The following is a 24,824-nucleotide window of genomic DNA, read 5'->3' as shown; positions in this document are numbered from 1 at the left end:
CCGATGACCGCACACCGATCATTGAGTTGCGCAACGTTGATGTCACCTTCAGGACTCGCGCGGGAACGATCTTCAACCCAACGTATGTCAAAGCGGTTCAAGATGTCAGCCTGTCCCTGTTCCAAGGGGAGACCATCGGTTTGGTCGGTGAGTCCGGATCTGGCAAATCCACAACGGCCAACGTCATGTGTGGGTTGCAGGCACCGACCTCGGGTCAGGTCTTCTTCAAGGGCCGCGAAGTTACGAAGCGCACCGCTGCTGACCGCCGACAAATTGGTCGCGTCGTCTCGGTGGTGTTTCAGGACCCAGCTACTGCTCTGAATGCCCGTATGAAGGTTGAAGATCAGTTGCGGGACCCACTGGATGTCCACAAGATCGGCGACAAGGCGTCACGCAATAAGAGGGTTCGGGAACTGCTTTCCATGGTGGGGCTGCCAACGTCCGCCTTGGAGGCACTCCCTGGGCAGCTTTCGGGCGGTCAGCGTCAGCGTGTTGCGATTGCGCGTGCCCTTGCTCTGAACCCGGATGCGATTATCGCGGACGAACCGACCTCGGCTCTTGACGTTTCAGTCCGTGCGCAGATTCTCAACCTGTTGACCGACCTGAAGAACGAGTTGAACCTGGGAATGGTCTTCATCTCCCATGACATCCAAACCGTTCGCTACGTCAGTGACACGATCATCGTCATGAATGGCGGAAAGATCGTTGAAGAAGGCCCTGCTCGTCAGGTCCTAGAGAACCCAACCGATGACTACACGCGCACACTGCTTGGTGCTGCGCCATCACTACTACACCCAACCTCACTCGCAGGCTAGAAAGGCCCGAAACAATGTCACTTACAGGTGTCATTCCTCCAGTCGTAACACCGCTGACCGCCAGCGGAGACTTCGACTACGAGTCATTTGCTCGCAACGCCAACCGCATGATTGACGCTGGGGTCCACGGGCTGTTCGCCATGGGATCCTCAGGAGAGGTCGCGTTCAGCACCAGCGAGCGTCGCGACGAGGTAACGTCCGCTGCGGTAGAGGTCGCTGCTGGTCGTGTTCCAGTGGTCGTTGGCGTCATCGACATGCAGACCACCCGCGTAATCGAGCATGCTCAGCGAGCCCAGGAGCTTGGGGCTGCGGGGATCGTTGCGACCGCACCGTTCTACGCACTTGGTGGCGAGGCTGAGGTTGAGCGTCACTTCCGGGTGATCGCGGACAACATCGATCTTCCGCTCTACGCATACGACATCCCCGTCTGTGTTCACACCAAGCTCGGTGTGAACATGCTGATGCGTCTGGGTGAAGAGGGCGTCCTCGCCGGCATCAAGGATTCATCAGGCGATGACGTGTCATTCCGCATCCTTTCCATCAAGAACCGCGATGCCGGCAGTCCGCTGGCGCTTCTGACGGGGCACGAGGTCGTCGTTGATGGGGCATACATGTCTGGTGCGGACGGATCCGTTCCCGGGCTCGCCAACATCGACCCGCACGGCTACGTGCGTCAGTGGGATGCTTACCAGCGTGGCGATTGGGACGCAGTACGTGAGGAGCAGGATCGCCTGGTCCGCCTCATGATGATCACCCAGGTGGTCGAGGGCGTTGCAGGGTTTGGGGCAGGTGTCGGTGCATTCAAGACTGCCCTCAACCTGATGGGCATTTTCGAAACCAACAACATGCCCGAGCCCGTCACCTCGTTGACAGGAAGCAATGTTGAGGCAATCGCGGAGGTCTTGGCCGAGGTCGGTTTGCTCGACTGAGCCAAGAAGCGTAGGGATGTCGGCGAAGGGTGGGGAGTTTGTGATGAAGAGAAATTCTGACGCGGGACCGTCCTCGTTTGTTGGGGTCGATATCGGGGGGACCAAGATCGCTGCGGCACTGGTGACCCTGGGGTCCCAGCCAGTTCTCTCAAACCAGACGAAGCTCCCCACCCCGGCGACCGAGGGTGCCGAGGCAGTGGTAGGCGCCGTCATCACCCTGGTCCGCAAGGTCCTGGGAGAGGCTGGGGTTAGCCCTCTGGCTGTTGCGATCGCAAGTGCCGGAGTGGTTGATCCAGTTAGCGGAACGATTGTCTCCGCCACCGACCTGATCTCAGGCTGGGCAGGAACCGCACTGGCACAACAGGTGTCCGAGGCCGTTGGTCTCCCGGTGTACGTCCTCGGGGATGTCCAGGCTCACGGGCTTGGTGAACATGTTTATGGTGCCGGTGATGGCTACGCGTCATCCCTTCTAATCGGGATTGGAACCGGTGTGGGCGGCGCAGTCGTTGAGGGTGACTCTGTCCGCTTTGGCGCCAACGGGGCCGCAGGGCATCTCGGACATATCCCCGCACATCGGGCCGTCGGCATTCCGTGTTCGTGCGGAACTAGCGGGCATATTGAAGGGATCGCCTCCGGCCCCTCAATTACCCGCGCATATGGGAAAGCCACGGGTCAAGAGCGCGATGCAAAGACGGTTGATGACCTCGCCGAGGCCGGCGAAGAGGGGGCTGTCACCGTGGTTACTGAAGCAGGATTGGCAACGGGGGAGACCCTGGGGGCACTCGCAAACGTGTGGGATCCGGACGTCATTATCGTGTCGGGTTCAGTCGCAAATTCTGGGCGTGTCTGGTGGGACGCAGTCGAGACAGGCTTCAACACTGAAGCCCTCAAAGCAGTGAGCGCCACGCAGATCAAGAGGGGTACCCTCGGCGGAGGAGCGCCACTGATTGGCGCGGCCCACTGGGCGAGCAAACAACTTGAAATTGGAGAGTAGCGATGGCTAACAGTGCACTAATTGACGGTCTTCGGGGACGGCTCATCGTCTCTGTGCAGGCATACCCGGGTGAGCCAATGCGTAACCCAGAGACCATGGCCCAGATTGCTCACGCAGCACAGATTGGTGGAGCTGCCGCCATTCGCTGCCAAGGTCTGGCAGATATTGCCGCCATCAAGACCCGCGTTGAGGTCCCGGTCATCGGCCTGTGGAAAGAAGGACACGAGGGCGTTTTCATCACCCCCACCCTGCGCCATGCGGTCGCTTGCTCCTATGCGGGCTCCGACATTGTCGCTTTGGATGCCACGGATCGCCCACGTCCCGATGGGCTGACACTGGCTCAGACTGTGGCAGCACTTCGAGATCAGGGCATTTCAACGATGGCAGACTGCGGATCGATTGAGGACATTCGCACCGCAGCTGAGGTTGGTTTCGATATCCTTTCCACCACGCTGTCGGGCTACTCCGGCTCCCGTCCCAAGACCGACGGTCCGGACTTTGAGCTCTTAGAGCAGGCCGTTGCCGAGTTCCCCGAGCTGCCGATCATCTGTGAGGGAAGGGTTCACACCCCCGCCCAGGCAGCGAAGGTCATGGAGATTGGTGCGTGGGCCGCGGTTGTCGGAACTGCTATCACGCACCCGACCTCGATCACCCAGTGGTTCGGTGAGGCAGTAGCGAGCGCGTAGCCGCCGCCCGCTATCCGCCGGTGCCGGTGCCAGGAGTGGTACTAGGTGTCTCCTGTTGCTGGCCCAACTGTTGCTCCAGGGCTTCAAGTCGGGCTGCAAGGTCATCGGTCTTCTGCTGCTCTGTCTCAAGAAGCGCGCTCAAAGACGCAACTTCCTCTTGCAGGCGTGCGTTCTCTTGAAGAATCTGAGTCAGATCCGAAGGGGCAGCTCCGCTTTGGCTGCCCGAGTCACCGTCGGTGTGTCCGGCGCTCTGGTCCTGCTCGGCTAGTTGTTGTTGCACCCGCTGCACCGTCTCATCGACCAGGGCTTGGCGCTGCTCATCCGTGAGCGTTTGCTCCACAGTGTTAGTTGTGTAGCTGTTGAACTGGTCGCCGCCCTGAGCGCGCGCTACGCCGTATGAGATACCAACTGTTATCAGCGCGACAACAAGGAAGATCAGAGACATCTGGACAACCTGATTGTGAAAGACGGCGCTGAGAATCGGGTGCTTGGACTGCTGTTCGGGGGTCCCCTCGTGGGACGGCTCAGTGACGTGTCCGGATACAACATCAGCGACCGGAGCGACGACCGTGTCGTCCAGGGTGGTTGGCTGCGCTGTCGTCAGGTCTGTGTGGACCGCAGTCTCAGTGCCATCCGCAGTGGCTTCCGCACCCTGACTTCTTTCCTCCCCTGCGAGAACCGGCAGTATTGGTGCGACAACCTGCTTGGTCTTCTCAGCACTGGAGGTGATAAGGATACGGTAAAACTCGCTGGCGAGGGCGGAAACAACCGAAATGAGGCCGACGATAAGAATTGAAGAAGAGAACGAGGTCAATCGGGAAGAGACCACCGCCATGGTAATTGCCGCTAGGGCCGTGGCGCTGACCTGGGGTACGGAGAGACGCGACTGTGCCGTGATTGATTTCCACGCCTTACGAATGCGATGCTTGGCCATTCTTGAGCCCACCTCTTCCCTACTTAAAGTTTGTCCCACTCCTCCGGACCAACGTGGTCCCGGGGTTAATCAAAGAGGACCCACCACCACATGGGTAGCGGGTCCTCTCTGAGAGAAAATTAGGAACGATCGTCGAGGTCGTCCTGTGCCTGGCGCTCATCGACAGCCCACTCGCGGTTGGGGTTTGATCCCGGTGTGTGTTCACCCGCGCCCGTCTGGATGTTGTCCTTGGTGAACTCCCCGAGGTTTGGATCCGACTGCAGCTCGGTATTTAGGTCAACTGCGTCGACGTGCAGCGCGTGAGCCTCCCCGCGGCGTTCTTTTCGGTTCAAGTTTTCTTTGTGGTCGCTGTGGTGGCTATCGCTCACTCGCAGTCCTTTCATCGTGGGTCCAATGGCCCGTGCAACATGGTTGATCGTGGTGATTTTACCCCGCAAGCGACCAATAATCGAACTCAAGCGCCCGCGATGCAGGCATCCCCCTAGACTTGGCTCGGCCAATACACAATGGGAGAGGTCTCTAGATGTCACGCGTAGTTGTCGCAAAGTTTGGTGGGTCGTCCATGGCGGACGCTGAGCACTTCACGGCTGCCAAGCAAATTATCGCGCGCGACGAAGCGCGACGATACGTCGTTCCATCTGCTCCGGGTAAGCGCCGCAAGGATGACCACAAGGTGACAGATTTGCTGTACATGTGCCACCAACTCGCAGAACACAACATCGATTTCGGGGAAGTGTTCACCCTGGTGGCAAACAGGTATCGCGATATCTACACAGGTCTGGGACTTAAGCAGGATCTGGAAGCCGCCCTCGAACAGGTTCGTACTGAGATCATCGAGGGAGCCTCGGAAGGTCATGTTGCTAGTCGCGGGGAGTACCTCAATGGTTTGCTCCTCGCAGAGTTCCTCGGCTATGAGTTTGTCGACGCAGCGGATGTGGTTGTGTTCTCCAGTGACGGAGTCTATGACGCTGATGCAACGATGATGCGTTTGGGGGACGTCCTCGGCGAAATCCACCGAGCCGTGATTCCAGGTTTCTATGGTGCCGACCAGAATGGAAGTATCCATACATTCTCACGGGGAGGTTCCGATGTCTCTGGCGCGATAGTTGCAGGTGCGGTGGGTGCCGACCTCTATGAGAACTGGACGGATGTTTCTGGGTTTCTCCAGGCGGATCCGCGCGTTGTCAATAACCCAGCGCCCATTGAGACGGTTTCCTACAAGGAACTGCGCGAACTGTCATACATGGGGGCGTCAGTACTCCATGAGGAAGCAATTTTCCCGGTGCGTGAGAAGTCGATTCCGATCAACGTTCGCAACACCGAGCGTCCGGAGGATCCAGGCACACTTATTGTCCCTGATAGCGACAGGGTGGGACACAGCGGGATCACGGGTATTGCTGGTAAGCAGCACTTCACGGTCCTCACACTTGAGAAGACCCTGATGGACGAAGAGAAGGGTTTTGTGCGGAAGCTGGTTTCGGTGTTTGAAACCAATGGTGTTTCGATCGCGCATATTCCATCCGGGATTGATTCAGTTTCTGTTGTGGTTCGAAGCGAGGAGATCGGCTTCAAGTTGGCTAAGGTGGTAGAAGAGATCAAGATCTTCTGCCACCCAGATGCGGTTAGTGTTGAAGAGGGGATCTCTCTGATCGCTGTCGTTGGTCGTGGCATGGTTTCGACACCCGGTATTGCCGCAAGGGTATTCACGAAACTCGCCAGGGCGAAGATCAATATTCGTATCATCACGCAGGGCGCCTCCGAGCTATCGATCCTCATCGGTGTTGAAGACAGACAGTTTGATGACGCGTTGAGGACACTGTACTCAGCTATCTGAGGTTCCTTTCCGGTCGAAAGTCGGTGCTTCCCTGTACGCTTGGGAGACCGAGTGCCTACGTGAAAGGGTCGTGCCTCAATGCCTTCATTGCCGCTTCCTTCGAAGTTTGAAGAGTTGGTTCCTGTGGATGTTCCCGACGCTCAATGGTGGCGTCAGGCGGTGGTTTACCAGGTGTATCCGAGGTCGTTTTACGACCTCGATGGAAACGGTCTGGGAGACATTCGCGGGATCACTGAGAAGGTGCCATATTTGAAGGAGTTGGGGATTGACGCTGTCTGGCTCAGTCCTTTCTATCCTTCGGAACTAGCGGACGGCGGATATGACGTCGCGGACTATCGTGATGTCGCACCGGAGCTGGGGACGCTTGCAGATTTTGATGAGATGACGGCAGCCTTGCATGAGGCCGGAATTCGCGTCGTTGTCGACATCGTTCCCAACCACACCTCCGACCAGCATGTCTGGTTCAAGGAGGCTGTTAACTCACCCAAGGGGTCCCCTGCTCGTAATCGTTACATCTTTAGGGACAGCCGAATTGACGAGGACGGGAATGAGCAAATCCCCTCCGACTGGATCTCAATGTTCGGGGGACCGCAGTGGGATCAGCTTGCGGACGGCCAGTGGTACCTGCACACCTTCGCGCCGGAGCAGCCTGACCTGAACTGGGACAATCCTGAGGTGCGTGAAGAGTTTGAGGACGTCTTGGCGTTTTGGTCGGACAGGGGTGTCGACGGGTTCCGCATCGATGTGGCCCACTCTCTGGTCAAGGACCAGGCGGTCATCTTTGGGCCTGATCCGCTTCCCACCTGGGCAGAGATGGAAAAGCTGCCCTGGGATGGCACACATCCGGTGTGGGATCGGGATGAGGTGCATGACGTCTACCGGGGGTGGCGTAAGGTCTTTGACCGCTATGATCCCCCGCGCGTCGCGGTGGCAGAAGCCTGGGTGGAAGATCCTGAGAGGCGTGCCAAATACGCCAGCATTGAGGGGCTCGGGCAGACGTTTAATTTTGACCTACTGCGCGCCGATTTTCACGCTCCCCAGTTCAAAGAGATCATTGATTACAACTTGGAGTTGGCGGCTCGGGCTGACTCTTCAACGACATGGGTTCTTTCCAATCACGACGTTGTTCGTCACGCTACTCGCTATGGTCTGCCAGATTTGCTCGAGGGCGAAGAGTCCGTTGTGGGTCAGAAGTGGCTTCTCGACGGTGGTCTGCTAGCTGACGTTGATGTCGAGCAGGGCAATCGCCGGGCCGACGCGACAACAATGCTGCTTTTGGCGCTTCCTGGAGCCACCTACCTGTATCAGGGAGAAGAGCTGGGCTTGCACGAGGTTGGCGATATCGCTGATGCGGACCGTCAGGACCCCACTTTCTTCCGTAGTCCAGGGGTCGATATTGGGCGTGATGGCTGCCGCGTACCCCTACCCTGGGTGGCGGATGCTCAAGGCTATGGCTTCGGTTCTGAAACGCCACATTTCCCTCAGCCAACGTGGTTTGCAGACCACGCGGTGGACGTGGAAGATAAGGATCCGCACTCTACCCTGAACCTTTATCGGCAGGCCTTGTCTCTACGGAAGAGGCTGCTGACTGAAGAGCGGTTGACCTGGGAAGAAACTGGGTCCGAGGACGTTTTGCAGTTTGTGCGGCCCAACGGTTGGCGGGTGATCATGAACTTCTCAAAGGATGCTGTGGATCTGCCTGACGGAGACCTCCTTCTTTCCTCGCGCCCACTTGAGGATGGACGTCTGCCGGGTGAGACAACAGCGTGGCTTCTGGATGCCTAACCAACTAGAGCAAGGGAAGTAGCAGTCAATGAGCTTCACGACCATTCATCTGATGCGCCACGGCGAGGTTGATAACCCAGATGGAGTGCTCTACGGACGCCTGCCGGGGTTTGGGCTAACAACTCTGGGCAAGGAGATGGCCCAGACGGTTGCTGAGTTCCTAGTTGCAGAAGGTGCTGACATCACCCATGTCGTCGCCTCACCGCTGCTTCGGGCCCAGCAGACTGCAGCGCCAACCGCGAAAGCCTATGGGCTGCGGGTTGAAGCGGATCCAAGGCTTATCGAAGCCGGATCAGAGTTTGAAGGGCGCCAGATCAACAAGAACCGCTGGGCGCTTGCACACCCAAGGAACTGGCATCTTTATACCCGTCCTCATGAGCCCTCATGGGGGGAGCCCTACAAGGTCATTGCGAGGCGCATGAGCTCAGCGGTGGCCTCAGCGGTTGAGGAAGCCCGGGGTCACGAAGCACTACTGGTGTCGCACCAGATGCCGGTCGTCATGGTGCAGAGGTTCTTGGATGGCAAACCGCTCTCCCATAATCCCCTCAACCGGCAGTGTTCACTTGCCTCATTGACGTCGCTGACGTTTGACGGCGACGTGCTTGTGGGATGGAACTATGAAGAGCCAGCACTGGCGCTGTTGGAGGCGGCTCAGGACATGACACCGGGGACCTCGAAGGCTGCGGTGCGCCGATAAGTCTGGGTGGAACTCGCCAGAGCTTCTAGGCGTCCTCTTCGTCCTCGTCACCCGTCTGGTTGGTGTCGTCGTCCTCGTCTGAAGGCGGCATCTGAGGAGAATCGTTGGGTCTGCGAACTGGACGGCTCCGGTGCTGGCGTCGAGAGATGCGGTCCGCAAGGTCGGAAAGTGCTTCGGGATTGTCGTCGGGACGAGAAGAGCGAGGCGGGGTTGAGTCGGGAGAAGTGTTGACTCTGCGCTGCTCCGCACGGGTAACGAGCCCCACGATGATCCATGCAAGAGGCCCGATTATCGGAATGAGCACGATGACGGCTAACCAAACCCAACGATTGACGCGGCCGGGTGTCCACGTGCGTGACCGAGATACCCAATCAGAGATTGCGTAAATCGTTATCGCGAGGGCGAGTACCACCAGCATGATGCGTGCCATGTCTCCACTCTAAACGGTCCCCACTAAATAGCGGAGCTCAGTGCTAAGCCAGCGCCAACAAGAACTCCGTAGGCAAGCGCATAAAGCCCGGTATTCCGCAGGGAACCCAATAGGGCCAGGCCCTTTGCGCCCTTGGCGATAGTCACTGCCCCAGGTAGCCCAGCAAGCAGGAGCGCCGCCGCGAAGAGCCACCAGTAGGTGCTCCCGGCACCGGCAAGTGCGACTGCCCCAAGTAGCAGACCACCGACGATCATCACCATGTAGGCGACACGGGATGCCCCGTCTCCCAGCCGTACAGCCAAGGTGTTCTTGCCGACCTGGGAGTCCGTGGGGATGTCGCGAATGTTGTTGACCATAAGGAGAGCGACAGAGATCAGCCCTATCCCGCTCGCTGCGCACCAGACCCACCACGGCAGGTTAGTGGTCTGAACGTAAGTCGTGCCAACGGTTGCAACCAGGCCGAAGAAAACAAAGACGAACAGTTCCGACAGTCCAACCCCCATGTAGCCGTAGGGGCGGCTGCCTCCCGTGTAGAACCACGCGGCGCCGACGCTAGCAAGGCCTACGGCCACCATCCACCAGTGTCCGGACCAAGCGATCAGCGCGAGTCCTAGAACACCTGCAACACCGAAGGTGAAGAGGGCGAAGGCAAGCACTTGGCGGGCTGGAACCAACCCGCTTGCAGTGAGGCGCGTGGGACCGACCCGGTCCTGGTCTGTACCGCGAATTCCGTCTGAATAGTCATTGGCTAGGTTGACCCCAATTTGCAGGGCCAGTGCGACGCCGAGGGCGAGGAGGGATTTCCCTATTGAGAACGCACCAAGATTGAAGGCAGCACCTCCACCGACGAGGACGGGTGCGGCCGCGGCGGGGAGTGTGCGCAGTCGTGCGCCCTCGAGCCAGTCTTTTGCAGAAGCCATGGGTTTATCTAACGTCGCCACACGTCTCCTTGGCGAATCAAATCATTGATTTGTTGCTTTGCCAACGTCCTATCCACTTTTCCGAGGGATGTGAGTGGGATCTGCTTGATGAACCCAACCGTCCTGGGGGCTGCGGCATTGCCAAGGTTACCGCGGACCGCTTCGCGCAGCTGCCGGGCGCGCATTTCCCTCTGGGGAAGGGATAACGCATCATCGTGTTCGACCAGCAGCGCGACCTGTTGCCCCCACATTGGGTCGGGCAGCGCGAGGGCGCAAACTCGGCCCATTCCCAGAGATGAAGCAGCTTCCTCTACCGCCCGTAGGTTCACTTTGACACCTCCGGATTTGATGATGTCATCGACGCGACCGGTGATTCTTAAGGTTCCGTCCTCGGCAATTTCCCCAAGGTCAGAGGTTCTGAACCAGGCTTGACCGTCCTCGTACAGCAGGGGCGCGGGTTCGTCGAAGTATCCGCTCATAAGCATGGATCCCGCAATGAGAATGATGCCGTCAGAGTCGATTTTCACCGTTGCGCACTCCAGTGGAATCCCGTCGTAAACACATCCTCCGCTAGTTTCGGTCATCCCGTACGTACGAACGACACGGGCCCGAATTTGCTTGGCACGCTCAGTTAGGGACGGGTCTATGAAGCCCCCGCCGACGAGGACGTAATCCAGGCAAGACAATGCCTGCGGTGCTTCATTGAGGCATGCAAGAAGTTGGGGGGAAACGAGGGACGTGTAGAGAGGAACAGAAGAAGGAGTGCACGCACGCGCCTCGGTGACCAACTGGGCGAAGTCCTTGGCATTGAACTTGCCCGATGGAGCAAGGATCGGAGTGTGTCCGCTGATAGCTGCTCGGACGACGGTTTGAATGCCGGCAATGTGATTGAGTGGGAGCGTTGTGATCCACTGCCCCGGACTGCCGAGGACGTTGTTCGTCGCTTCTGCTGAGGCAAGCAGAGCATCGGTGCTGAGGCAGACAAGGTGTGGGTGTTGCATTGTCGAGCCAGAAGTCGCGATGATGAGTTCGTGGGGTTGCTCACCGCCAACTTGGCGATGGGGGGTGGAGCCCTTGAGTCGGTTACGCAGCACCTCGTTGTCTTGATCCAAGACGGCCAGGGTAGTTTGTCCTGCAAAGATGTGCTTGACAAGCGTGTTTACCGCGACGTCGCGATCAGACGTAGAGAGCAGCTGGACCATCATAGTTAGCAACACTAATCCGAAACTGGAGATCGACGCTCATGTAGGTCCGTCCAGACGCCGTCTCAGATGATCTGCAGCACGTTCGTAATGCACATCCCATCGACTCCAAAAATGGGGGATTGCTAGGATGTAAGCGTTATGAAGAAACTGTTTGATTCCAAGCAAAAAGTCGTTATTGCAGGTCTTGTTGGCTTGCTTGCCCTTCTGGTTGCAGTTTTTGCTGGAGTCACAGTCTTTTATGCTAGTCACGCACTTCCTGGAACATCCATTGCAGGTCAGTCAATTTCAGGAATGACTCGTGAGCAGGCAACTGAGGGAATCAACGCTCAGATTGCCCAGGAATCAGTGGTGCTAGAGGGAGAAGTCACTCCCGCAACGTTTGCTCTTGCGGACATAGGCATTCAAGTTGACGTTGAAAAGACGGTTGACGAAGCCTTTGCGCCGAACAGGGGTCTGATAACCCGTGTCAGCGGGCTGTTCGACTCACGTGATATCGAACCTGTCGTTACGGTTGATGAGAAGCAGCTCGAGGTGGCTGTAGGAGGGCTTGAAGGCGATTCGGTTCGGGAGGCAGCCAATGGCCAGGTCACGTTTGACGCAGACCAGCAGGTCTTTGTCGCCGGTGCGTCAGAATCTGGCTCTGAGGTTGACCTCGATGCCTTAGCCGATCAGGTGACCCGGGCCGCCAAAGCCATGAGCTTCACACCCATCGCGGTTTCTGTCGTGGAAGTGGCTCCCGAGTATGATTCTGCGGTGGTTTCTGCGGCCGCTGATCAGGCAAACCAGTGGTTGCAGACTGAGCTTGCCCTGCTGGATCGCGAAGAGATCCGCCATGATGCAGATGTACCGACAAAGGCGTCGTGGGTAGTGTTTGAGGCTAAGGATCAGTCTCTGGCTGCCACCTTGGATCCAACCTTGGTGAAGGCCTGGGTTGATGAGCATTCCGCGGAAACGAATGTTGCTTCGGAGCCCATGGTGCAGAATGTGAATGCTCAGGGCACAGTGCTGTCGACCGCCCGCGAGGGTGCGGACGGCTATGTAGCGAACAACGGGCAAGCACTGGCAGACGCAATAGTGCAAACGATGGGATCCACAGAGCCTTTCGTAGGAGTCATTGAGTATGTGGTCGAGCCGCGTGCTACCGAACAGCGACTCATCGCCCCGGGTGCTGAAAATCTGGCGTACCAGGCCGCTCCGGGAGAGAAGTGGATTGATATCAACCTCTCCGCGCACACAGTTACGGCTTATGAGGGTGCTACTCCCGTCCTCTCTTCTCCCATGGTTTCCGGAGCTCCAGCAACGCCGACGGTCACTGGCGAGTACAGTGTGTGGGCAAAAGTTCCCACGCAGACGATGCGCGGTAACAATGCCGACGGCACGAAGTATGAAACCGAGAATGTCCCGTGGATCCTCTATTTCCACGGAGGATATGCGACCCATGGCGCATACTGGCGTTCGAGCTTTGGGTATGATGCGGGCTCGGCCGGTTCACACGGATGCGTGAACATGCCGGTTTCAAGCGCGCGGGATCTCTACAACTGGGCCAACGTGGGCACCAAGGTAATTAGCCGCTACTAGTCTCTAGAAGTAGTAGGGGAATGCTGACCAGTTAGGTTCCCGACGCTCCAAGAAGGAATCACGTCCCTCACGAGCCTCATCCGTCATGTAGGCCAACCGGGTCGCTTCGCCAGCAAAAAGCTGTTGCCCAGCCAGGCCGTCATCGGCCAGGTTGAATGCGTACTTCAGCATCCGCAGAGCCTGCGGTGACTTACCCGCCACCAGGCGGGCGTACTCGATTGCGGTTTCCTCAAGGACATCATGGTCGACGGCTTCGTTGATCGCACCCCATCGTTCCGCCTGCTCAGCTGAGTAGGTTCGCGCCAGGAAGAAGATCTCACGTGCCCTGCGGTCGCCCACCTGACGCGCCAAGAGTGTAGACCCATAGCCCGCATCAAAGGACCCCACGTCTGCGTCGGTCTGCTTGAACCGGGCGTGTTGACGTGAAGCCACTGCCAGGTCACAAACCACCCCTAACGAGTGTCCTCCTCCCGCAGCCCATCCATTGATTGCTGCAATTACAACTTTTGGCATCGTGCGAATCTGTCGCTGAACCTCAAGGATGTGCAGCCGCCCCGCACGGGCTCTCTCCACTGCCCCCAAATCACCATCCGAAGGTTGGGAGGGTGATTTGGCGGTTTCCGAAATGTCACTCTTCCCAGGGACCTGGACCGAGTACTTGTACCCGTCACGTCCTCGGACCCTTTGATCTCCGCCGGATGAGAATGCGTATCCCCCGTCTTTGGGGCTCGGTCCATTACCTGTCAGGATCACCGCGGCAATACTTGCGTCAGTTCGGGCGTCCTCAAACGCAACCAGCAGTTCATCGACTGTTTGGGGACGGAAGGCGTTCCGCACCTCTGGTCGATCGAATGCGATGCGTACCCACGGCAGACTAGCGCCGGCCGACGCCCCATCACTCTCACCTCTCGAGATGCCGCGGTGATAGGTGATGTCGCCAAAAGAGAAGCCCTGAACAGGGCGCCAACGCGAGGGATCGAAAGTGTCTGAAACTGATTCTAAGGAGCTCACGTAAACAACGATAACCCGTAGGATGACGTCATGACTGACATCGCTGAATACCTCAAGCCGGGTTCCCACCTCCTCAAAGAGGATGATGAGACACCGCGTGACTGGCACCGACTCATCGAGCTTGCCGCAATCTTGAAGAAGCAGAAGAAGTCCGGAACTGAGGTCCACTATCTTCGGGGATGCAATATTGTCCTGGTGTTCGCCAAAACTTCGACAAGGACGAGGTGTGCGTTTGAGGTGGCCGCGGCTGATCAGGGTGCGTCCACGACCTACCTTGATCCCCAGGGATCCCAGATGGGTCACAAAGAATCCATCTCGGACACTGCCCACGTCCTCGGGCGCTTCTTTGATGCCATAGAGTTTCGTGGCGACGATCAAAGCCAAGTCAACATCCTGGCCGCCGACTCCGGGGTTCCGGTATGGAATGGTCTTACAGCCCAGTGGCACCCAACACAGATGCTGGCTGACTCACTGACGATGGTGGAGCATGCCGGTGGGAAATCGTTCTCAGAAATCACCTATTCGTACGTAGGGGACGCGCGCTATAACATGGGCCGCTCCCTACTTATAAATGGCGCTCTCCTGGGATGCGACGTGCGTATTGTCGCTCCCCGCGAGCTGTGGCCGGACCCGGAAGTTATTGAGCGTGGCAACGAAATCGCAGTTGCCACAGGTGCGACCATCACTGTGACGGATGACATCAATATGGTTGCGGGGTCAGACTTTGTCCACACCGATATCTGGGTTTCGATGGGTGAACCCAAAGACGTTTGGGCTGAACGAATAGAGCTGCTGAGGCCCTACCGAGTTGATGAGGCACTCATGGAACTTGCCGGTCCAAATGCGAAGTTCATGCATTGTTTGCCTGCCTTCCATGACCTCAATACCACCGTGGGCAGGCAGGTCTTTGAAGAGTTTGGTTTGGAAGGCATCGAGGTCACGGATGAAGTGTTCTCGGGGCCGCGGTCAGTCGTCTTTGACCAGGCGGAGAACAGACTCCACACCATCAAGGCAGTCATGGTTCGGTCACTGGGTTCGATGTAAGCTTGACTTTCCCTGATATGGGGTCGGGAGAGAACTTCGGCAATGGGGGCGCTGGTGCAAGACTGGTTTAGACGTCCTCTGTCACACTTACATACCAAGCCGACTTCGGCCTCGGAGAAATCTGAGTCTCCTGGTGTTGTGCCCCAGCACGCAATCGGGCGGGGCCGTTACAGGCGGGCAGCTGCTAATAGGGTGTCCACCGCACTCGTTGCGGGTGCCCTTACCTTTGCGTTGGTGATAACCGCTGCCACGTGGGTAGTTGGAACATATGCTCATTCCGACAGTGCGCAAAGGCCAGCCACCACCCGGTCTCAGACCGTTGTCGTAACGTTTGCGCCGCAGATGCAGGAGGCAGCGGTCATTTCCGCAGCGCAATCAACTTGTGACTCCCTCAATATCGATGCCATTGCGACGGCTCCGGGGGACACTTCCAGTGAAGAGGCATTACTGGCATTCCAGGCTCTGGAGAGTGCAGTTGCTTCAGCAGAGCAGGCCACTGGAACGGCTTTCGTCCTCGAGGGCGTTCCTGATGAACTGGTGGACTCCTACAGGACAACTTCGGCGCCAATTCGGCAACTCTTTACGGCGGCGACGAACATCAAGACTGTGCCCACCGCCGATGTTGTTGAGGATAGGGGAAGTTCAAGGATTGTTGCCCCTGTGAAGACCACCGCGGTTGACGAGGTGGCAACGGCAGCACAGCAATTGGCAACTGCACTGGCTTCACTTCCCGTGACGGATAGAGCAGTGGTCTTGGGCGCGGACAGCATTGATGCCAGTTCGCTTACTGACGACGAGCTGGATGCGCTAATAGCAGGCGGTTTTGGCAGCTCATTCCAGACTGAGAAGGATTTGCGCATAGCAGCCTCCCTCCCAGATCTGTCCAAGGCGGAGAATGGCTACATTGATGAGTCACTACTCTGTCCCGTTCCCTGGGCCCCTACCTACCGCTTGCTTTGCGCCACGGTCCCGAACCTTGAGCGTTTGAACGTGGCTTTCAAGGCGGAGTTTGGCCATGATTTGGCCATCCAAAGTGGGTATCGCACGTACGCCGACCAAGTCTGGGCGCATGAGAACGCGCCCGAAATGACAACACTGCCGGGAACGTCAAATCACAGTTGGGGGGTGGCCGTTGACTTTGACATTGACCTCTACACCTCATACGAGAATCCCGAGGTAGTCTGGCTGGTTGAGAACGGCCCCGCTTACGGATGGCGAAACCCAACACATGAGGCTTTTGGGACGTTGCGGCCTGAACCTTGGCACTTTGAGTTTGGGACGCAGTACCCCACTCTGCCGGATAACGGGTTCTACGGGCCAACTCCGGAAGTCGAGTACGTTTTCAATCTGCCAGAAGGATGGCGGACCAAGACAATCTACACGGCTGACTAACGGTCTGACTTTGGCTTGGCCCAACTGGGAGCCGGGCCCGAACCAAACCCCAGGATTGCCAGGTACGCGCCAAACCCGATGATGGCGACACATGGGATCGCGAGGAGGACGCCGAGGACGTTGCCCAGTGCGCCACCAATTCCTGGGAGTATGAGACCCAGGAGTCCCGCTCCCAGAAGAAACAGAGAGACGCCGGGTAGTGCAAGGAGAATAAACCGCTCGTCTGCCAAACCCTTCGAGTTGCGCAGCGATCGGGCTCGGGCCGTGTCTCTACGCAGCGCTAGAGAACCCGCAAGGCCAAGTACACCCGCCAGAAGAGCAATGAGAATCATGAGCTCACTATATAGACTTCGGTGGTGACAACTTACCCACGCCCCGGTCTCTCCGCTCTCCCCTTGGCTTGGCTTAGTGACGACGCGCGGGCGACCCTTGGGGACATTGACGAGGTCGTAGTATTCATTCTGCCGATGAACATTCGGTTCCGTGGCATCACAAGACGTGAGGGCATCCTCTTGCGGGGCCCTGCCGGGTGGGGCGAGTTTGCGCCCTTTTGGGACTACGGCGCCGTGGAGTCATCCCGGTGGCTCGCAAGTGGCATAGCATCTGCAACCATTCCCACCCCGCGTGCGGTCCGCGGCGCAGTTCCCGTCAATGTGACCATTCCGGCCTGCAGCGTCAAGAAGGCGCTGCAACGGGTTGAGAAGCAGCGTGGGTGTCGCACAGCCAAGGTTAAAGTCGCCGAGCGTGGCCAACTGCTGGAAGAGGACTTGGAGCGGGTGGAGGCTGTCGCGCGTGCCCTCTACGAAAACCACGGTGCGGAGGCGCGGATCAGGATCGATGCCAACGCGGGCTGGAGTGTTCCTGATGCCGTGGAAATGCTTGACGCTCTCAACCGGGCGGCTCGAGTGCTGGGTGGCTTGGAATACGCTGAACAACCCGTTGGCTCAACCGAGGATTTGGCGGAACTCAAAAGCCACACAAGGGTACCCCTGGCAGCAGACGAGTCGATACGGCGCTCAGATGATCCGCAAGCGGTACGCGACATGAGTGCAGCAGACATTGCGGTGCTGAAGGTTGCCCCTCTGGGCGGAATCGCGCAGGCGCGTAGGCTCGGCTCAGCGATCGGGCTTCCGACTGTTGTCTCGTCTGCCCTTGACAGCTCAGTTGGAATCGCCGCTGGGGTGGCGCTTGCTGCCTCGTTACCGAACCTTCAGCATGCCTGCGGACTTAACACGGCCACCATGTTTGTCGGTGATGTGCTTGCCGAGCCCCTTGTTGCGGTAGATGGACAGATTGATGTGGAGCAGGCGAAAGTGGCGACGCTCTCCGCACTGAACCCCCATGCGGATGAGGTTGAGAGTTCAGTGAAGCAGCTTTGGCACGAGCGCCTGGAGAGGGTTGCTAGTGTCCTGCGAAAAGGGGAGGAGCAGAGGTGAGCCTAATGGAGCCCCCTAGTTTGAAAGTGGCGCGTGCGGTTGTGAGTGCGCTGATCTCTTCGGGAGCAACTGAGTTTGCGTACTGCCCCGGCTCACGAAACGCGCCTTTCGCATACGTTCTGGCGGCGGAAGAAGCTGCCGGGCGGGTCAACGTTCACACGTTTGCTGAAGAGAGGGGCGCGGGCTATTGGGCTCTGGGTGCGGCGCAGGCACTGGGAGGACGCGTGCCGGTCGCAGTTATCACCACGTCGGGCACAGCTGTCGCCGAACTTCACCCAGCACTGGAAGAGGCGCGGCATCAGGGCCTACCTGTCATTGCGGTCACAGCGGACCGACCATTTCACATGGTTGGCGTGGGGGCCTCGCAGGCAACGCACCAGGCCGGCATGTTCTCGTCAACTGTCTGCATTGGAGTGGACATTCCAGAGGGCTCTGATGCTTTAGGGGTCCGCAACCGGGTGTGGCGGGCGCTGGCGCGCGGACTTGGCATGGGAGGGCGTAGTGGTCCCGTACACATAAATGTTGCTTTAGCTGACCCGCTGGTGCCGTCAGACTTTTCTGCGTTTGCCACCGCTGTCACGGAGGGGCAGATCGAGGGGAAGGAACGTGAGAATCCGGCGCTCTACGCCCTCGGACGTGAGGCAGCAGGCACGCAGATTCCGCGTTGGGAAGAGCTGGTGCAGCCGGGACTGTCCACCATTGTGGTCGCGGGCAGCGTTGATCCGGGCGACTTGGCGGCGGCGCGGGAACTCACGAAACAAGCAGGTGAGCGCATGATTCCTGTGATTGCTGAACCGACGTCGGGACTCTGTGACTGTGAGACATGGATCCCGCATTCCCCCTGGGTTATTGAGATGTGCGGCGCGCAAGTGGAGCAGATACTTGTGCTTGGAAAGCCAACGCTTTCCCGCCAGGTGATGAGGCTGTTGCAACGGCCTGATGTGCGAATTGTGGCACTGGCAAACCACCATGAATGGACGGACCTCTGGGGCAAGGTCGAGGTCGTGGTGCCACTGGAGGTGCGCGGGCTGGTTGAGGCTGCCTCCATCGCTGCGGCCGACCGTTCTGAGGGGGATGATGATGCACAACGGTGGCTTGCAACGTGGAGGGATGCGGCTACCCGAGTTGATCGCGTCCTCGACCAACATAGTCGCGATGAAAAACTTGACCACGTCACTACGGCCGAAGAGATTTGGGGGCAGGCCGAGGGAACAGACCTGTGGTTAGGCGCATCGAATGCGGTGAGAGCCTTTGATATTGCGGCGAGGGCGCCTGGAAGAGCGAGTGTTTTTGCGAACAGGGGATTAGCTGGCATCGACGGGAGCATCGCATCTGCGCTTGGCGTGCAGGCGATGAGGCACAGGCCGATGCGAGTTGTGGTTGGCGATCTGACGTTCTGCTATGACCTGCCAACGTTGGCAGCTCGACCGGATTACGATCCCGATATCCAGGTGATAGTTCTGGACGACCGGGGAGGTTCAATTTTTGCTTCCCTTGAGCATGGCAGCGCACCCGAAGAGCTCTATGAAAAGTACTTTGCGGTGGCGCAAAGGATCGACATTCCGGCTGCTGCCCGCGCTTGCGGCTGGGAAGCCGTGACGGTCGCAACGGTGGGGGAACTCCGCGGCGCACTGGCCGTGCCGATAGTGGGACGCAGCGTGATTCACGTTCCGTTGGAAAGGCCAACCGAAGTGTTCGCCGCTCTGCGTGGGCGTGCTATCTGATACTACGGGTCAGGGGCAAATCCCAGTTCTTCGCTGTTACCGAAATTCCTGGATCATCTCGACCAGACCGGGGTAGGAACCGCATACTTACACCAGTGGATTGAAGGGAGAATCATGACTGAACCACAGCGCCCGCTACGCATTCCGTTGGAAGAAGTGGCCGTTGTCCCCGCGCAGAGTATGGATACCGCACGGTTCACCCCACCCCCCGCATCTCGGGCTCAAGAGAGTCATCGAGGACGCAGGGGCGGGCCCGGGTGGGCATCTTTGATTTTGGCAATGATTCTGGCTGTCTTGGTGACGTTGGCAGTTGTCTTCGGGGTGTGGGGTGCGCAGTCTCCCTTTGCCACCGCTCCCGCAATGACAGGTGGAAGTAGCGAGACTACGGATTCGGAGCCCGCAGACGTCGTCGAACCGGTCGAGGCGACAGAGGGTGCCCCGGACTGGCAGGCTGTTGCCGCGGCTGTGCGACCCGCAACAGTGAGCATCCTCGTTGAAGGTGCAACTGAAGCGGCTAGTGGTTCCGGTGTCATTATCGATTCCTCCGGCCACATCATCACCAACCATCACGTTGTTTCCGGCGCCGCACAAGGCGGAAATATCACCGTGACACTGCATGACGGACGCCTCTACTCGGCGACAATCACCGGCACGGATCCCACGACCGACCTTGCAGTTCTGACTCTAGATACCCCTCCAACTGATCTGACAGCAGCTCTCCTCGGGGACTCTTCGACTCTCGAAGTTGGGCAGCCCGTCATGGCCATTGGTGCCCCGCTTGGACTGGCCGACACCGTGACCACAGGTATCATTTCTGCGCTCGACCGACCCGTGGCGGTATCTAGTTCCGCGGATAGTGCGGCACAGGCACAGACAGAGGTCGTTGTGACCAACGCTATCCAGATCGATGCGTCCATAAACCCCGGTAATTCGGGCGGCCCACTGTTCAACGCGCAGGGAGCCGTGGTTGGAATTAACTCCTCAATAGCGTCGATGGGTTCCTCGTCCTCGGAAGCCGGTTCAATCGGACTGGGGTTTGCCATTCCTGTGAACTTAGCGAAGTCGGTAGCCAGTCAGATCATCGAGACGGGGTCGGCACAGCACGCGATGCTTGGAGTTCAAATCAGCACATCTTCCGTCCTCGTTGGGGAAGACAACAGACTTGGAGCGTTAGTTGCCACAGTGAACCCTGGCAGTGCAGCGGAAGCAGCGGGGTTAATCCAAGGTGACGTGATCGTTGGGATCAATGGTAGCTCTGTAACTTCCGGGCCCTCCCTGACCGGGTACGTGCGCAGGTACAGCGCGGGCGACCAAGTGACGTTGGATGTGGTGCGTAACGGCGTGCAGCAGCAGGTTCTCGTCACCCTTCAGCAGCGGTAGCGACGGGAGTCAGGCCCCCGCCCTAGCGTGGGGCCGACTACTCCACGCCGAGTGCCTCCAAGACGGGCCTCATCTTGGCGCGGGTTTCCGCGAGCTCGAGGTCGGGGACAGAGTCCGGCATGATGCCGCCACCTGCGAAAACGCGGATCTGCTTGTGATCTTCTGAGAGCTGGCCACACCTCAGGGCGATTCCGAACTCGCCATCTCCCGCGGCATCGATCCACCCCACGGGTCCGGAGTAGCGGCCTCGCTGGGTGCCCTCCAAGTCTTCAAGAATGCTGAACGCGAGGCTTGTGGGAGTCCCACAAACAGCCGCTGTGGGGTGCAGGGCCCCAACAATGTCGAGGACGTTGGCGCCGCTGACAACTGCCTCAACGTCAGTGGCCAAGTGTGTGACGTTGGGTAAGTCCAGAAGAGAGGGCTCCGCGGGCACGGTCATCGCTTCGGCAAGTGGCGCCAGGGCGCGGGCGACGGACTCCACTGCGAGGTGGTGTTCCGTTCGGTTCTTCACGGAGGCGAGCAAGCTCTCTCCTTCACCCGGCTCAGACGTTCCCGCAAGGACCCGGGAGGTAAAGCGCCCGCTGCGAAGGGAGGCAAGCATCTCCGGTGTGGCGCCAACCAGGCCCTCAACCGCGTAAACCCAGGTGGATGGATAGCGTTCCTTCAGTTCGCGAAGGAGGAAGCGTTCATCGATTGGCTGCGATGCGGAAACGACTATGTCTCGGGTTAAAACTACCTTTGAGGCCGCGCCCGACTGCAACATTTTCGCAAGGCGTCGTACTGCTTCCTTCCAGCGGGTCTGTGTCATGCGGCCGGGTTCAGTCCACAGACCGGAGGGGCGGGGAACACGGGCAGGGTCCTCTGCCAACACCTCAAGAGGGTTGGGAGGACGCACGCCGGACGCGACAGTGACTGCCCAGATTTGCTCACCGGCTGTTACCACTGAGAACTCCGGCACAATCAGGTAGCCGGTTGACTGAGCCGCAAACCCGAACGACGCAAGTGAGAGTGGCCACTGCACGGGTGGCGGGGCGCCCTCGTAGTCTGTTTCAACGAGGGCGTTCGCAGCTAGGAAATCCCAGGCGCGCGCAGCATCGCGCATGGCGTGGGAACCTGAAAACTCGAGGAGAGCGGCATTGCCCCACCCGAGAAGTGACACGTCCATGCCGAGCCAGGCCGATACGTCCTCGCTGACAGGGACAAGATCAAGGAGGTTTTCGGGTGCTGACGAAAGCTCCCGCACCCGTACGTGGAGCTGAAGCAAAGAATCGTGTGCCATTTCAGAAGCCTCTTCATCGTCGGTTCTAGCGTCGAACCCCTCGGCGCGTGCATTTAGCCTAGCGGTGCGGCGCTGTCGCAGGCGTTAACCACACCTTACGGCCACCCGCGTCAAGCACCCACGCCAAGAGATGCAACAATGTCTGCGGACAACCCCTACTAGATGCATATGGAGCGGTCGTGAAGAAAAGCCTTGAGGTTGGGACCATTCGCGCGGATGAAACAAAGAAGCCAGACGAGGTCGCGGCAATGTTTGACGTCGTGGCACCGAACTACGACTTGGCAAATGATGTCATCTCCCTGGGGCAGGTCTACCTGTGGCGCCGTGCCGTTCGAGCAGCTATTGATCCCAAGCCCGGATGGAAAATCCTTGACCTCGCCGGTGGGACGGGGACGTCGTCAATGCCGCTACACGAAGCTGGTGCGAGCGTTGTTGTCTGCGATATTTCGGAAGGAATGCTTGAAGTTGGGCGCGGCAAACACCCGGAGATTTCCTTTGTTTGGGGAAGTGCAACGGACCTGCCGTTTGATGACGACACCTTCGACGCCGTGACGATTAGCTTCGGAATTAGGAACGTCGAGGACGTCCCCCTCGCCCTCAATGAGATGTATCGGGTCACTAAACCGGGCGGACGCATAGTCATCTGCGAATTCTCCACGCCTGTCGCGTTTGCTCGGGTTCCGCACGGCTTCTATCTTCGTCACGTGGCCCCCAGGATCGCGCGTATGGCATCTCAGGCAGGTGGCGCATACGACTATCTCTCTGAGTCGATTCTGCAGTGGCATGACCAAGACACCCTCGCGGAAATGATGCTTGACGCGGGGTGGAAAGATGTCGCCTACCGAAATCTCACCTACGGCACGGTTGCCCTCCACAGGGGTGTGAAACCAGACGTCCGACCGTGAGTCGAAATTAGATAGTTACGTCTTGCTAATTTCGCGGCTACCCCTGTCGTTGCAGTAGGTCTTTTCGTTGCGAATCTGCCACTTCTGCCTTTCGTGTTGCATGTGGGTACTGTAGGTGACGGGCTGCGTGGAACCACGTGGTGTCATAAGTGTGAGGAGTTCCCGGTGGCCGACGATATTCGCTTCGATGCAGAAGCAGATGTCGTCATAGTTGGCGCGGGTCCCGGTGGTGCATCTGCCGCCTACCACCTCGCATCCCTGGGATTTGATGTCGCATTGCTAGACAAAGCGGCGTTCCCTCGCGACAAGGTCTGCGGTGATGGGCTAACACCAGCCGCGGTCGCTGAACTGTCACTCATGGGTGTGGACACCACCGGTTGGATGCGCAACCGTGGTTTGCGGGTCATTGGTGGCGGTAATGAGGTCTATTTTGAGTGGCCGGAGCAGGCGACACTGCCTGGATACGGCATGGCTCGAACCCGACTTGAACTTGATGCGGATCTCGTTGCTAAGGCACAGGGTGCGGGAGCTCGTCTCTATGAGAACCATGTGGCGATCGGTGCGCTACATTCTGCGACCGGCCGTGTTATCGGGGTTGAGGCTCGGGTGGGTCGCGGCAACGATGCCAGACTTGTCAAGTTCAAGGCGCCACTGGTTGTCGACGCCGGGGGAGTGTCGGCACGACTGGCCACCTCGCTCGGAATCGAAAAGAAGAAGAACAGGCCCCTTGGTGTCGCTGCACGGACCTACTTCCGCTCTCCTCGAGCAGATGATTCCTGGATGGAATCCCACCTCGAGCTATGGAATGGCGAACCCGGCAACTCCGAGCTACTACCAGGTTATGGCTGGATCTTCCCCGTCGGCGACGGCTTGGTCAATGTCGGCCTCGGATCCGTGTCATCGGATGCAACAGCCACCCAACTTCCCTACAAGCAGGTTTTCAAGCAGTGGGTTGCGCACCTCCCGGCAGATTGGGAGTTCACCCCGGAGAACCAGGTCGGACCACTTCGTTCCGCAGCTCTTCCAATGTCCTTCAACCGCAAGCCGCACTACACCAACGGCTTAGCACTGGTGGGCGACGCCGGCGGGATGGTCTCTCCGTTCAATGGGGAGGGAATAGCACCAGCACTCAAGGCTGGGCGATTCCTAGCAGACTCCGCGGCTTCTGCCTTCTCGAGGTCCTCAGAGGCAGGCTTCGATATTGCCATGAGCTCCTATCCTGAATCCCTCACTGAGACGTACGGGGGCTACTACTCTTTGGGCCGAATCTTTGTGGCTCTTATTGAGAACCCAAAGATCATGCGTTTGTGCACCTACTACGGTTTGCCACGTCGCAGGCTCATGAAACTTGTAAACAAGCTTCTATCCGACGGTTATGAACGAAGCGGTGGCGACGTTGACGACCGGCTAATCAGCATGCTCACCAAGGTGGTGGCAAAAGTATGAACCTAGTGCACCAAGCCACCGGGAGGAACGATGACTAATCCTTATGTCCCGCTTCTGATCATGGCGGCAGTCGCCCTCGCGGTTGCTGTCGGCGGTCTCGGTGCTTCGGCCATTCTGGGCCCGAAGCAGAAGAACCGCGTCATGGCGCAGAACTATGAGTGCGGTATCGACCCGGGACCCCAGCACATTGAAGATGGCCGCTTTCCGGTCAAGTACTACTTGGTCGCGATGACGTTCATCATTTTCGATATCGAGGTCGTCTTCCTCTACCCGTGGGCCGTAACGTTCAATCAACTTGGCCTCTTCGGGTTGTTTTCAATCCTCCTATTCTTAGGGTTGATCACCGTTCCCTACATCTACGAACTGCGCCGCAAGGGCCTGGACTGGACCTAAGGAGAGA

The 24,824-nt window shown here is 58.5% G+C and carries 24 protein-coding genes; 16 read left to right on the top strand and 8 right to left on the bottom strand.

Going from position 1 to position 24,824, the window contains the following annotated elements; all coding sequences use genetic code 11:
- Nucleotides 1-17 precede the first annotated feature (17 nt).
- Genes IDL90_RS03635 through IDL90_RS03620 form a run of 4 tightly spaced genes read left to right on the top strand, consistent with a single transcriptional unit; the run spans nucleotide 18 to nucleotide 3,424 of the window.
- Nucleotides 18-815 (top strand): ABC transporter ATP-binding protein, encoded by a 798-nt coding sequence (locus tag IDL90_RS03635; RefSeq protein ID WP_316930291.1) that lies wholly within the window; start codon nucleotides 18-20, stop codon nucleotides 813-815.
- A 14-nt stretch (nucleotides 816-829) separates the two neighbouring features.
- On the top strand, nucleotides 830-1,744 hold the full coding sequence (locus IDL90_RS03630; RefSeq protein WP_187994386.1) for a dihydrodipicolinate synthase family protein: 915 nt from the start codon (nucleotides 830-832) through the stop codon (nucleotides 1,742-1,744).
- 43 nt (nucleotides 1,745-1,787) lie between these two features.
- On the top strand, nucleotides 1,788-2,738 hold the full coding sequence (locus tag IDL90_RS03625; protein ID WP_187994385.1) for an ROK family protein: 951 nt from the start codon (nucleotides 1,788-1,790) through the stop codon (nucleotides 2,736-2,738).
- Nucleotides 2,739-2,740: 2 nt separating this feature from the next.
- Nucleotides 2,741-3,424 (top strand): N-acetylmannosamine-6-phosphate 2-epimerase, encoded by a 684-nt coding sequence (locus tag IDL90_RS03620; RefSeq protein WP_187994384.1) that lies wholly within the window; start codon nucleotides 2,741-2,743, stop codon nucleotides 3,422-3,424.
- Nucleotides 3,425-3,434: 10 nt separating this feature from the next.
- On the opposite strand, the gene IDL90_RS03615 is transcribed toward IDL90_RS03620, so the two are convergent.
- Together IDL90_RS03615 and IDL90_RS03610 are read right to left on the bottom strand one after the other, a co-directional pair.
- Entirely contained in the window at nucleotides 3,435-4,358 is a 924-nt protein-coding gene (locus IDL90_RS03615; protein ID WP_182141851.1) for a hypothetical protein, read from the bottom strand.
- 119 nt (nucleotides 4,359-4,477) lie between these two features.
- A complete protein-coding gene (locus IDL90_RS03610; RefSeq protein ID WP_182141852.1) occupies nucleotides 4,478-4,726 on the bottom strand; it encodes a hypothetical protein in 249 nt (82 codons plus the stop codon).
- A gap of 155 nt (nucleotides 4,727-4,881) precedes the next feature.
- On the opposite strand from IDL90_RS03610, the gene IDL90_RS03605 reads away from it, so the two are divergent.
- The 3 genes from IDL90_RS03605 (at nucleotide 4,882) to IDL90_RS03595 (ending at nucleotide 8,674) form a co-directional block, all read left to right on the top strand.
- Nucleotides 4,882-6,192 (top strand): aspartate kinase, encoded by a 1,311-nt coding sequence (locus IDL90_RS03605; protein ID WP_182141853.1) that lies wholly within the window; start codon nucleotides 4,882-4,884, stop codon nucleotides 6,190-6,192.
- 78 nt (nucleotides 6,193-6,270) lie between these two features.
- The gene (locus IDL90_RS03600; RefSeq protein ID WP_187994383.1) at nucleotides 6,271-7,977 is read left to right on the top strand and encodes a glycoside hydrolase family 13 protein; all 1,707 of its coding nucleotides are present in this window, start codon (nucleotides 6,271-6,273) and stop codon (nucleotides 7,975-7,977) included.
- Nucleotides 7,978-8,005: 28 nt separating this feature from the next.
- Nucleotides 8,006-8,674, top strand: coding sequence for a histidine phosphatase family protein (locus IDL90_RS03595; RefSeq protein ID WP_187994382.1), 669 nt, complete (start codon nucleotides 8,006-8,008; stop codon nucleotides 8,672-8,674).
- A 25-nt stretch (nucleotides 8,675-8,699) separates the two neighbouring features.
- Here the strand turns inward: IDL90_RS03595 and IDL90_RS03590 are convergent, their stop codons facing one another.
- The 3 genes from IDL90_RS03590 to IDL90_RS03580 are packed head-to-tail and all read right to left on the bottom strand — an operon-like array spanning nucleotide 8,700 to nucleotide 11,229.
- Complete coding sequence (locus IDL90_RS03590) at nucleotides 8,700-9,104, bottom strand: PLD nuclease N-terminal domain-containing protein (RefSeq protein ID WP_187994381.1); 405 nt, start codon at nucleotides 9,102-9,104, stop codon at nucleotides 8,700-8,702.
- 23 nt (nucleotides 9,105-9,127) lie between these two features.
- Nucleotides 9,128-10,024, bottom strand: a complete 897-nt coding sequence (locus tag IDL90_RS03585) for a 1,4-dihydroxy-2-naphthoate polyprenyltransferase (protein WP_187994380.1) — start codon at nucleotides 10,022-10,024, stop codon at nucleotides 9,128-9,130.
- Between the two features lie 8 nt (nucleotides 10,025-10,032).
- Nucleotides 10,033-11,229, bottom strand: a complete 1,197-nt coding sequence (locus IDL90_RS03580; RefSeq protein ID WP_182141858.1) for an AMP-binding protein — start codon at nucleotides 11,227-11,229, stop codon at nucleotides 10,033-10,035.
- A gap of 138 nt (nucleotides 11,230-11,367) precedes the next feature.
- On the opposite strand from IDL90_RS03580, the gene IDL90_RS03575 reads away from it, so the two are divergent.
- Nucleotides 11,368-12,807 (top strand): L,D-transpeptidase family protein, encoded by a 1,440-nt coding sequence (locus IDL90_RS03575; RefSeq protein ID WP_182141859.1) that lies wholly within the window; start codon nucleotides 11,368-11,370, stop codon nucleotides 12,805-12,807.
- Nucleotides 12,808-12,810: 3 nt separating this feature from the next.
- Here IDL90_RS03575 and IDL90_RS03570 read toward each other — a convergent pair whose 3' ends face one another.
- Nucleotides 12,811-13,818 carry a 1,4-dihydroxy-2-naphthoyl-CoA synthase gene (locus tag IDL90_RS03570; protein ID WP_182141860.1) on the bottom strand — a complete coding sequence of 336 codons (1,008 nt, stop codon included), beginning with the start codon at nucleotides 13,816-13,818 and terminating at the stop codon, nucleotides 12,811-12,813.
- 30 nt (nucleotides 13,819-13,848) lie between these two features.
- Here IDL90_RS03570 and argF point away from each other — a divergent pair, with 30 nt between their 5' ends.
- Both argF and IDL90_RS03560 read left to right on the top strand, forming a co-directional pair.
- On the top strand, nucleotides 13,849-14,862 hold the full coding sequence (gene argF / locus IDL90_RS03565) for an ornithine carbamoyltransferase (protein ID WP_187994379.1): 1,014 nt from the start codon (nucleotides 13,849-13,851) through the stop codon (nucleotides 14,860-14,862).
- 192 nt (nucleotides 14,863-15,054) lie between these two features.
- Entirely contained in the window at nucleotides 15,055-16,254 is a 1,200-nt protein-coding gene (locus IDL90_RS03560) for a D-alanyl-D-alanine carboxypeptidase family protein (protein WP_187994378.1), read from the top strand.
- Here the strand turns inward: IDL90_RS03560 and IDL90_RS03555 are convergent.
- Complete coding sequence (locus IDL90_RS03555) at nucleotides 16,251-16,586, bottom strand: hypothetical protein (RefSeq protein ID WP_182141863.1); 336 nt, start codon at nucleotides 16,584-16,586, stop codon at nucleotides 16,251-16,253. The genes IDL90_RS03560 and IDL90_RS03555 overlap by 4 nt on opposite strands.
- 24 nt (nucleotides 16,587-16,610) lie before the next feature.
- Between IDL90_RS03555 and IDL90_RS03550 the strand changes: the two genes are divergently transcribed.
- The 3 genes from IDL90_RS03550 to IDL90_RS03540 all read left to right on the top strand — a co-directional run bounded on the left by IDL90_RS03550 (nucleotide 16,611) and on the right by IDL90_RS03540 (nucleotide 20,794).
- Nucleotides 16,611-17,690 carry an o-succinylbenzoate synthase gene (locus IDL90_RS03550; protein ID WP_187994377.1) on the top strand — a complete coding sequence of 360 codons (1,080 nt, stop codon included), beginning with the start codon at nucleotides 16,611-16,613 and terminating at the stop codon, nucleotides 17,688-17,690.
- A gap of 5 nt (nucleotides 17,691-17,695) precedes the next feature.
- Nucleotides 17,696-19,414 (top strand): 2-succinyl-5-enolpyruvyl-6-hydroxy-3-cyclohexene-1-carboxylic-acid synthase, encoded by a 1,719-nt coding sequence (gene menD, locus IDL90_RS03545; RefSeq protein ID WP_187994376.1) that lies wholly within the window; start codon nucleotides 17,696-17,698, stop codon nucleotides 19,412-19,414.
- Between the two features lie 114 nt (nucleotides 19,415-19,528).
- Nucleotides 19,529-20,794, top strand: coding sequence for a S1C family serine protease (locus IDL90_RS03540; RefSeq protein ID WP_262509018.1), 1,266 nt, complete (start codon nucleotides 19,529-19,531; stop codon nucleotides 20,792-20,794).
- Between the two features lie 37 nt (nucleotides 20,795-20,831).
- Here IDL90_RS03540 and IDL90_RS03535 read toward each other — a convergent pair whose 3' ends face one another.
- Complete coding sequence (locus IDL90_RS03535) at nucleotides 20,832-22,073, bottom strand: isochorismate synthase MenF (protein ID WP_182141866.1); 1,242 nt, start codon at nucleotides 22,071-22,073, stop codon at nucleotides 20,832-20,834.
- A gap of 179 nt (nucleotides 22,074-22,252) precedes the next feature.
- Here IDL90_RS03535 and IDL90_RS03530 point away from each other — a divergent pair, with 179 nt between their 5' ends.
- From IDL90_RS03530 to ndhC, 3 genes are all read left to right on the top strand, one after another.
- Complete coding sequence (locus tag IDL90_RS03530; protein ID WP_316930274.1) at nucleotides 22,253-22,978, top strand: class I SAM-dependent methyltransferase; 726 nt, start codon at nucleotides 22,253-22,255, stop codon at nucleotides 22,976-22,978.
- A gap of 165 nt (nucleotides 22,979-23,143) precedes the next feature.
- Nucleotides 23,144-24,424: a geranylgeranyl reductase family protein gene (locus IDL90_RS03525; RefSeq protein ID WP_187994375.1), complete on the top strand. Its 1,281-nt coding sequence runs from the start codon at nucleotides 23,144-23,146 to the stop codon at nucleotides 24,422-24,424.
- A gap of 30 nt (nucleotides 24,425-24,454) precedes the next feature.
- Entirely contained in the window at nucleotides 24,455-24,817 is a 363-nt protein-coding gene (gene ndhC, locus IDL90_RS03520; RefSeq protein WP_182141868.1) for an NADH-quinone oxidoreductase subunit A, read from the top strand.
- Nucleotides 24,818-24,824: the final 7 nt, after the last annotated feature.

Origin of the sequence: Schaalia sp. JY-X159 (genome assembly GCF_014525425.1) — a bacterium.
Taxonomy (GTDB): Bacteria; Actinomycetota; Actinomycetes; order Actinomycetales; family Actinomycetaceae; genus Scrofimicrobium.
Note: the sequence above shows the minus strand (reverse complement) of the source record. Positions and strands in the feature narration are given on the sequence as shown.

Excerpts from the sequence above, each read along its gene's own strand:
- IDL90_RS03600 (WP_187994383.1), top strand. The coding sequence starts at position 6,271 with ATGCCTTCATTGCCGCTTCCTTCGAAGTTTGAAGAGTTGGTTCCTGTG.
- IDL90_RS03540 (WP_262509018.1), top strand. The coding sequence starts at position 19,529 with ATGACTGAACCACAGCGCCCGCTACGCATTCCGTTGGAAGAAGTGGCC.
- IDL90_RS03575 (WP_182141859.1), top strand. The coding sequence starts at position 11,368 with ATGAAGAAACTGTTTGATTCCAAGCAAAAAGTCGTTATTGCAGGTCTT.
- IDL90_RS03620 (WP_187994384.1), top strand. The coding sequence starts at position 2,741 with ATGGCTAACAGTGCACTAATTGACGGTCTTCGGGGACGGCTCATCGTC.
- IDL90_RS03625 (WP_187994385.1), top strand. The coding sequence starts at position 1,788 with ATGAAGAGAAATTCTGACGCGGGACCGTCCTCGTTTGTTGGGGTCGAT.
- IDL90_RS03605 (WP_182141853.1), top strand. The coding sequence starts at position 4,882 with ATGTCACGCGTAGTTGTCGCAAAGTTTGGTGGGTCGTCCATGGCGGAC.
- IDL90_RS03555 (WP_182141863.1), bottom strand. The coding sequence starts at position 16,586 with ATGATTCTCATTGCTCTTCTGGCGGGTGTACTTGGCCTTGCGGGTTCT.
- IDL90_RS03590 (WP_187994381.1), bottom strand. The coding sequence starts at position 9,104 with ATGGCACGCATCATGCTGGTGGTACTCGCCCTCGCGATAACGATTTAC.
- argF (WP_187994379.1), top strand. The coding sequence starts at position 13,849 with ATGACTGACATCGCTGAATACCTCAAGCCGGGTTCCCACCTCCTCAAA.
- ndhC (WP_182141868.1), top strand. The coding sequence starts at position 24,455 with ATGACTAATCCTTATGTCCCGCTTCTGATCATGGCGGCAGTCGCCCTC.
- menD (WP_187994376.1), top strand. The coding sequence starts at position 17,696 with ATGGAGCCCCCTAGTTTGAAAGTGGCGCGTGCGGTTGTGAGTGCGCTG.
- IDL90_RS03535 (WP_182141866.1), bottom strand. The coding sequence starts at position 22,073 with ATGGCACACGATTCTTTGCTTCAGCTCCACGTACGGGTGCGGGAGCTT.
- IDL90_RS03595 (WP_187994382.1), top strand. The coding sequence starts at position 8,006 with ATGAGCTTCACGACCATTCATCTGATGCGCCACGGCGAGGTTGATAAC.
- IDL90_RS03580 (WP_182141858.1), bottom strand. The coding sequence starts at position 11,229 with ATGATGGTCCAGCTGCTCTCTACGTCTGATCGCGACGTCGCGGTAAAC.
- IDL90_RS03615 (WP_182141851.1), bottom strand. The coding sequence starts at position 4,358 with ATGGCCAAGCATCGCATTCGTAAGGCGTGGAAATCAATCACGGCACAG.
- IDL90_RS03585 (WP_187994380.1), bottom strand. The coding sequence starts at position 10,024 with ATGGCTTCTGCAAAAGACTGGCTCGAGGGCGCACGACTGCGCACACTC.
- IDL90_RS03630 (WP_187994386.1), top strand. The coding sequence starts at position 830 with ATGTCACTTACAGGTGTCATTCCTCCAGTCGTAACACCGCTGACCGCC.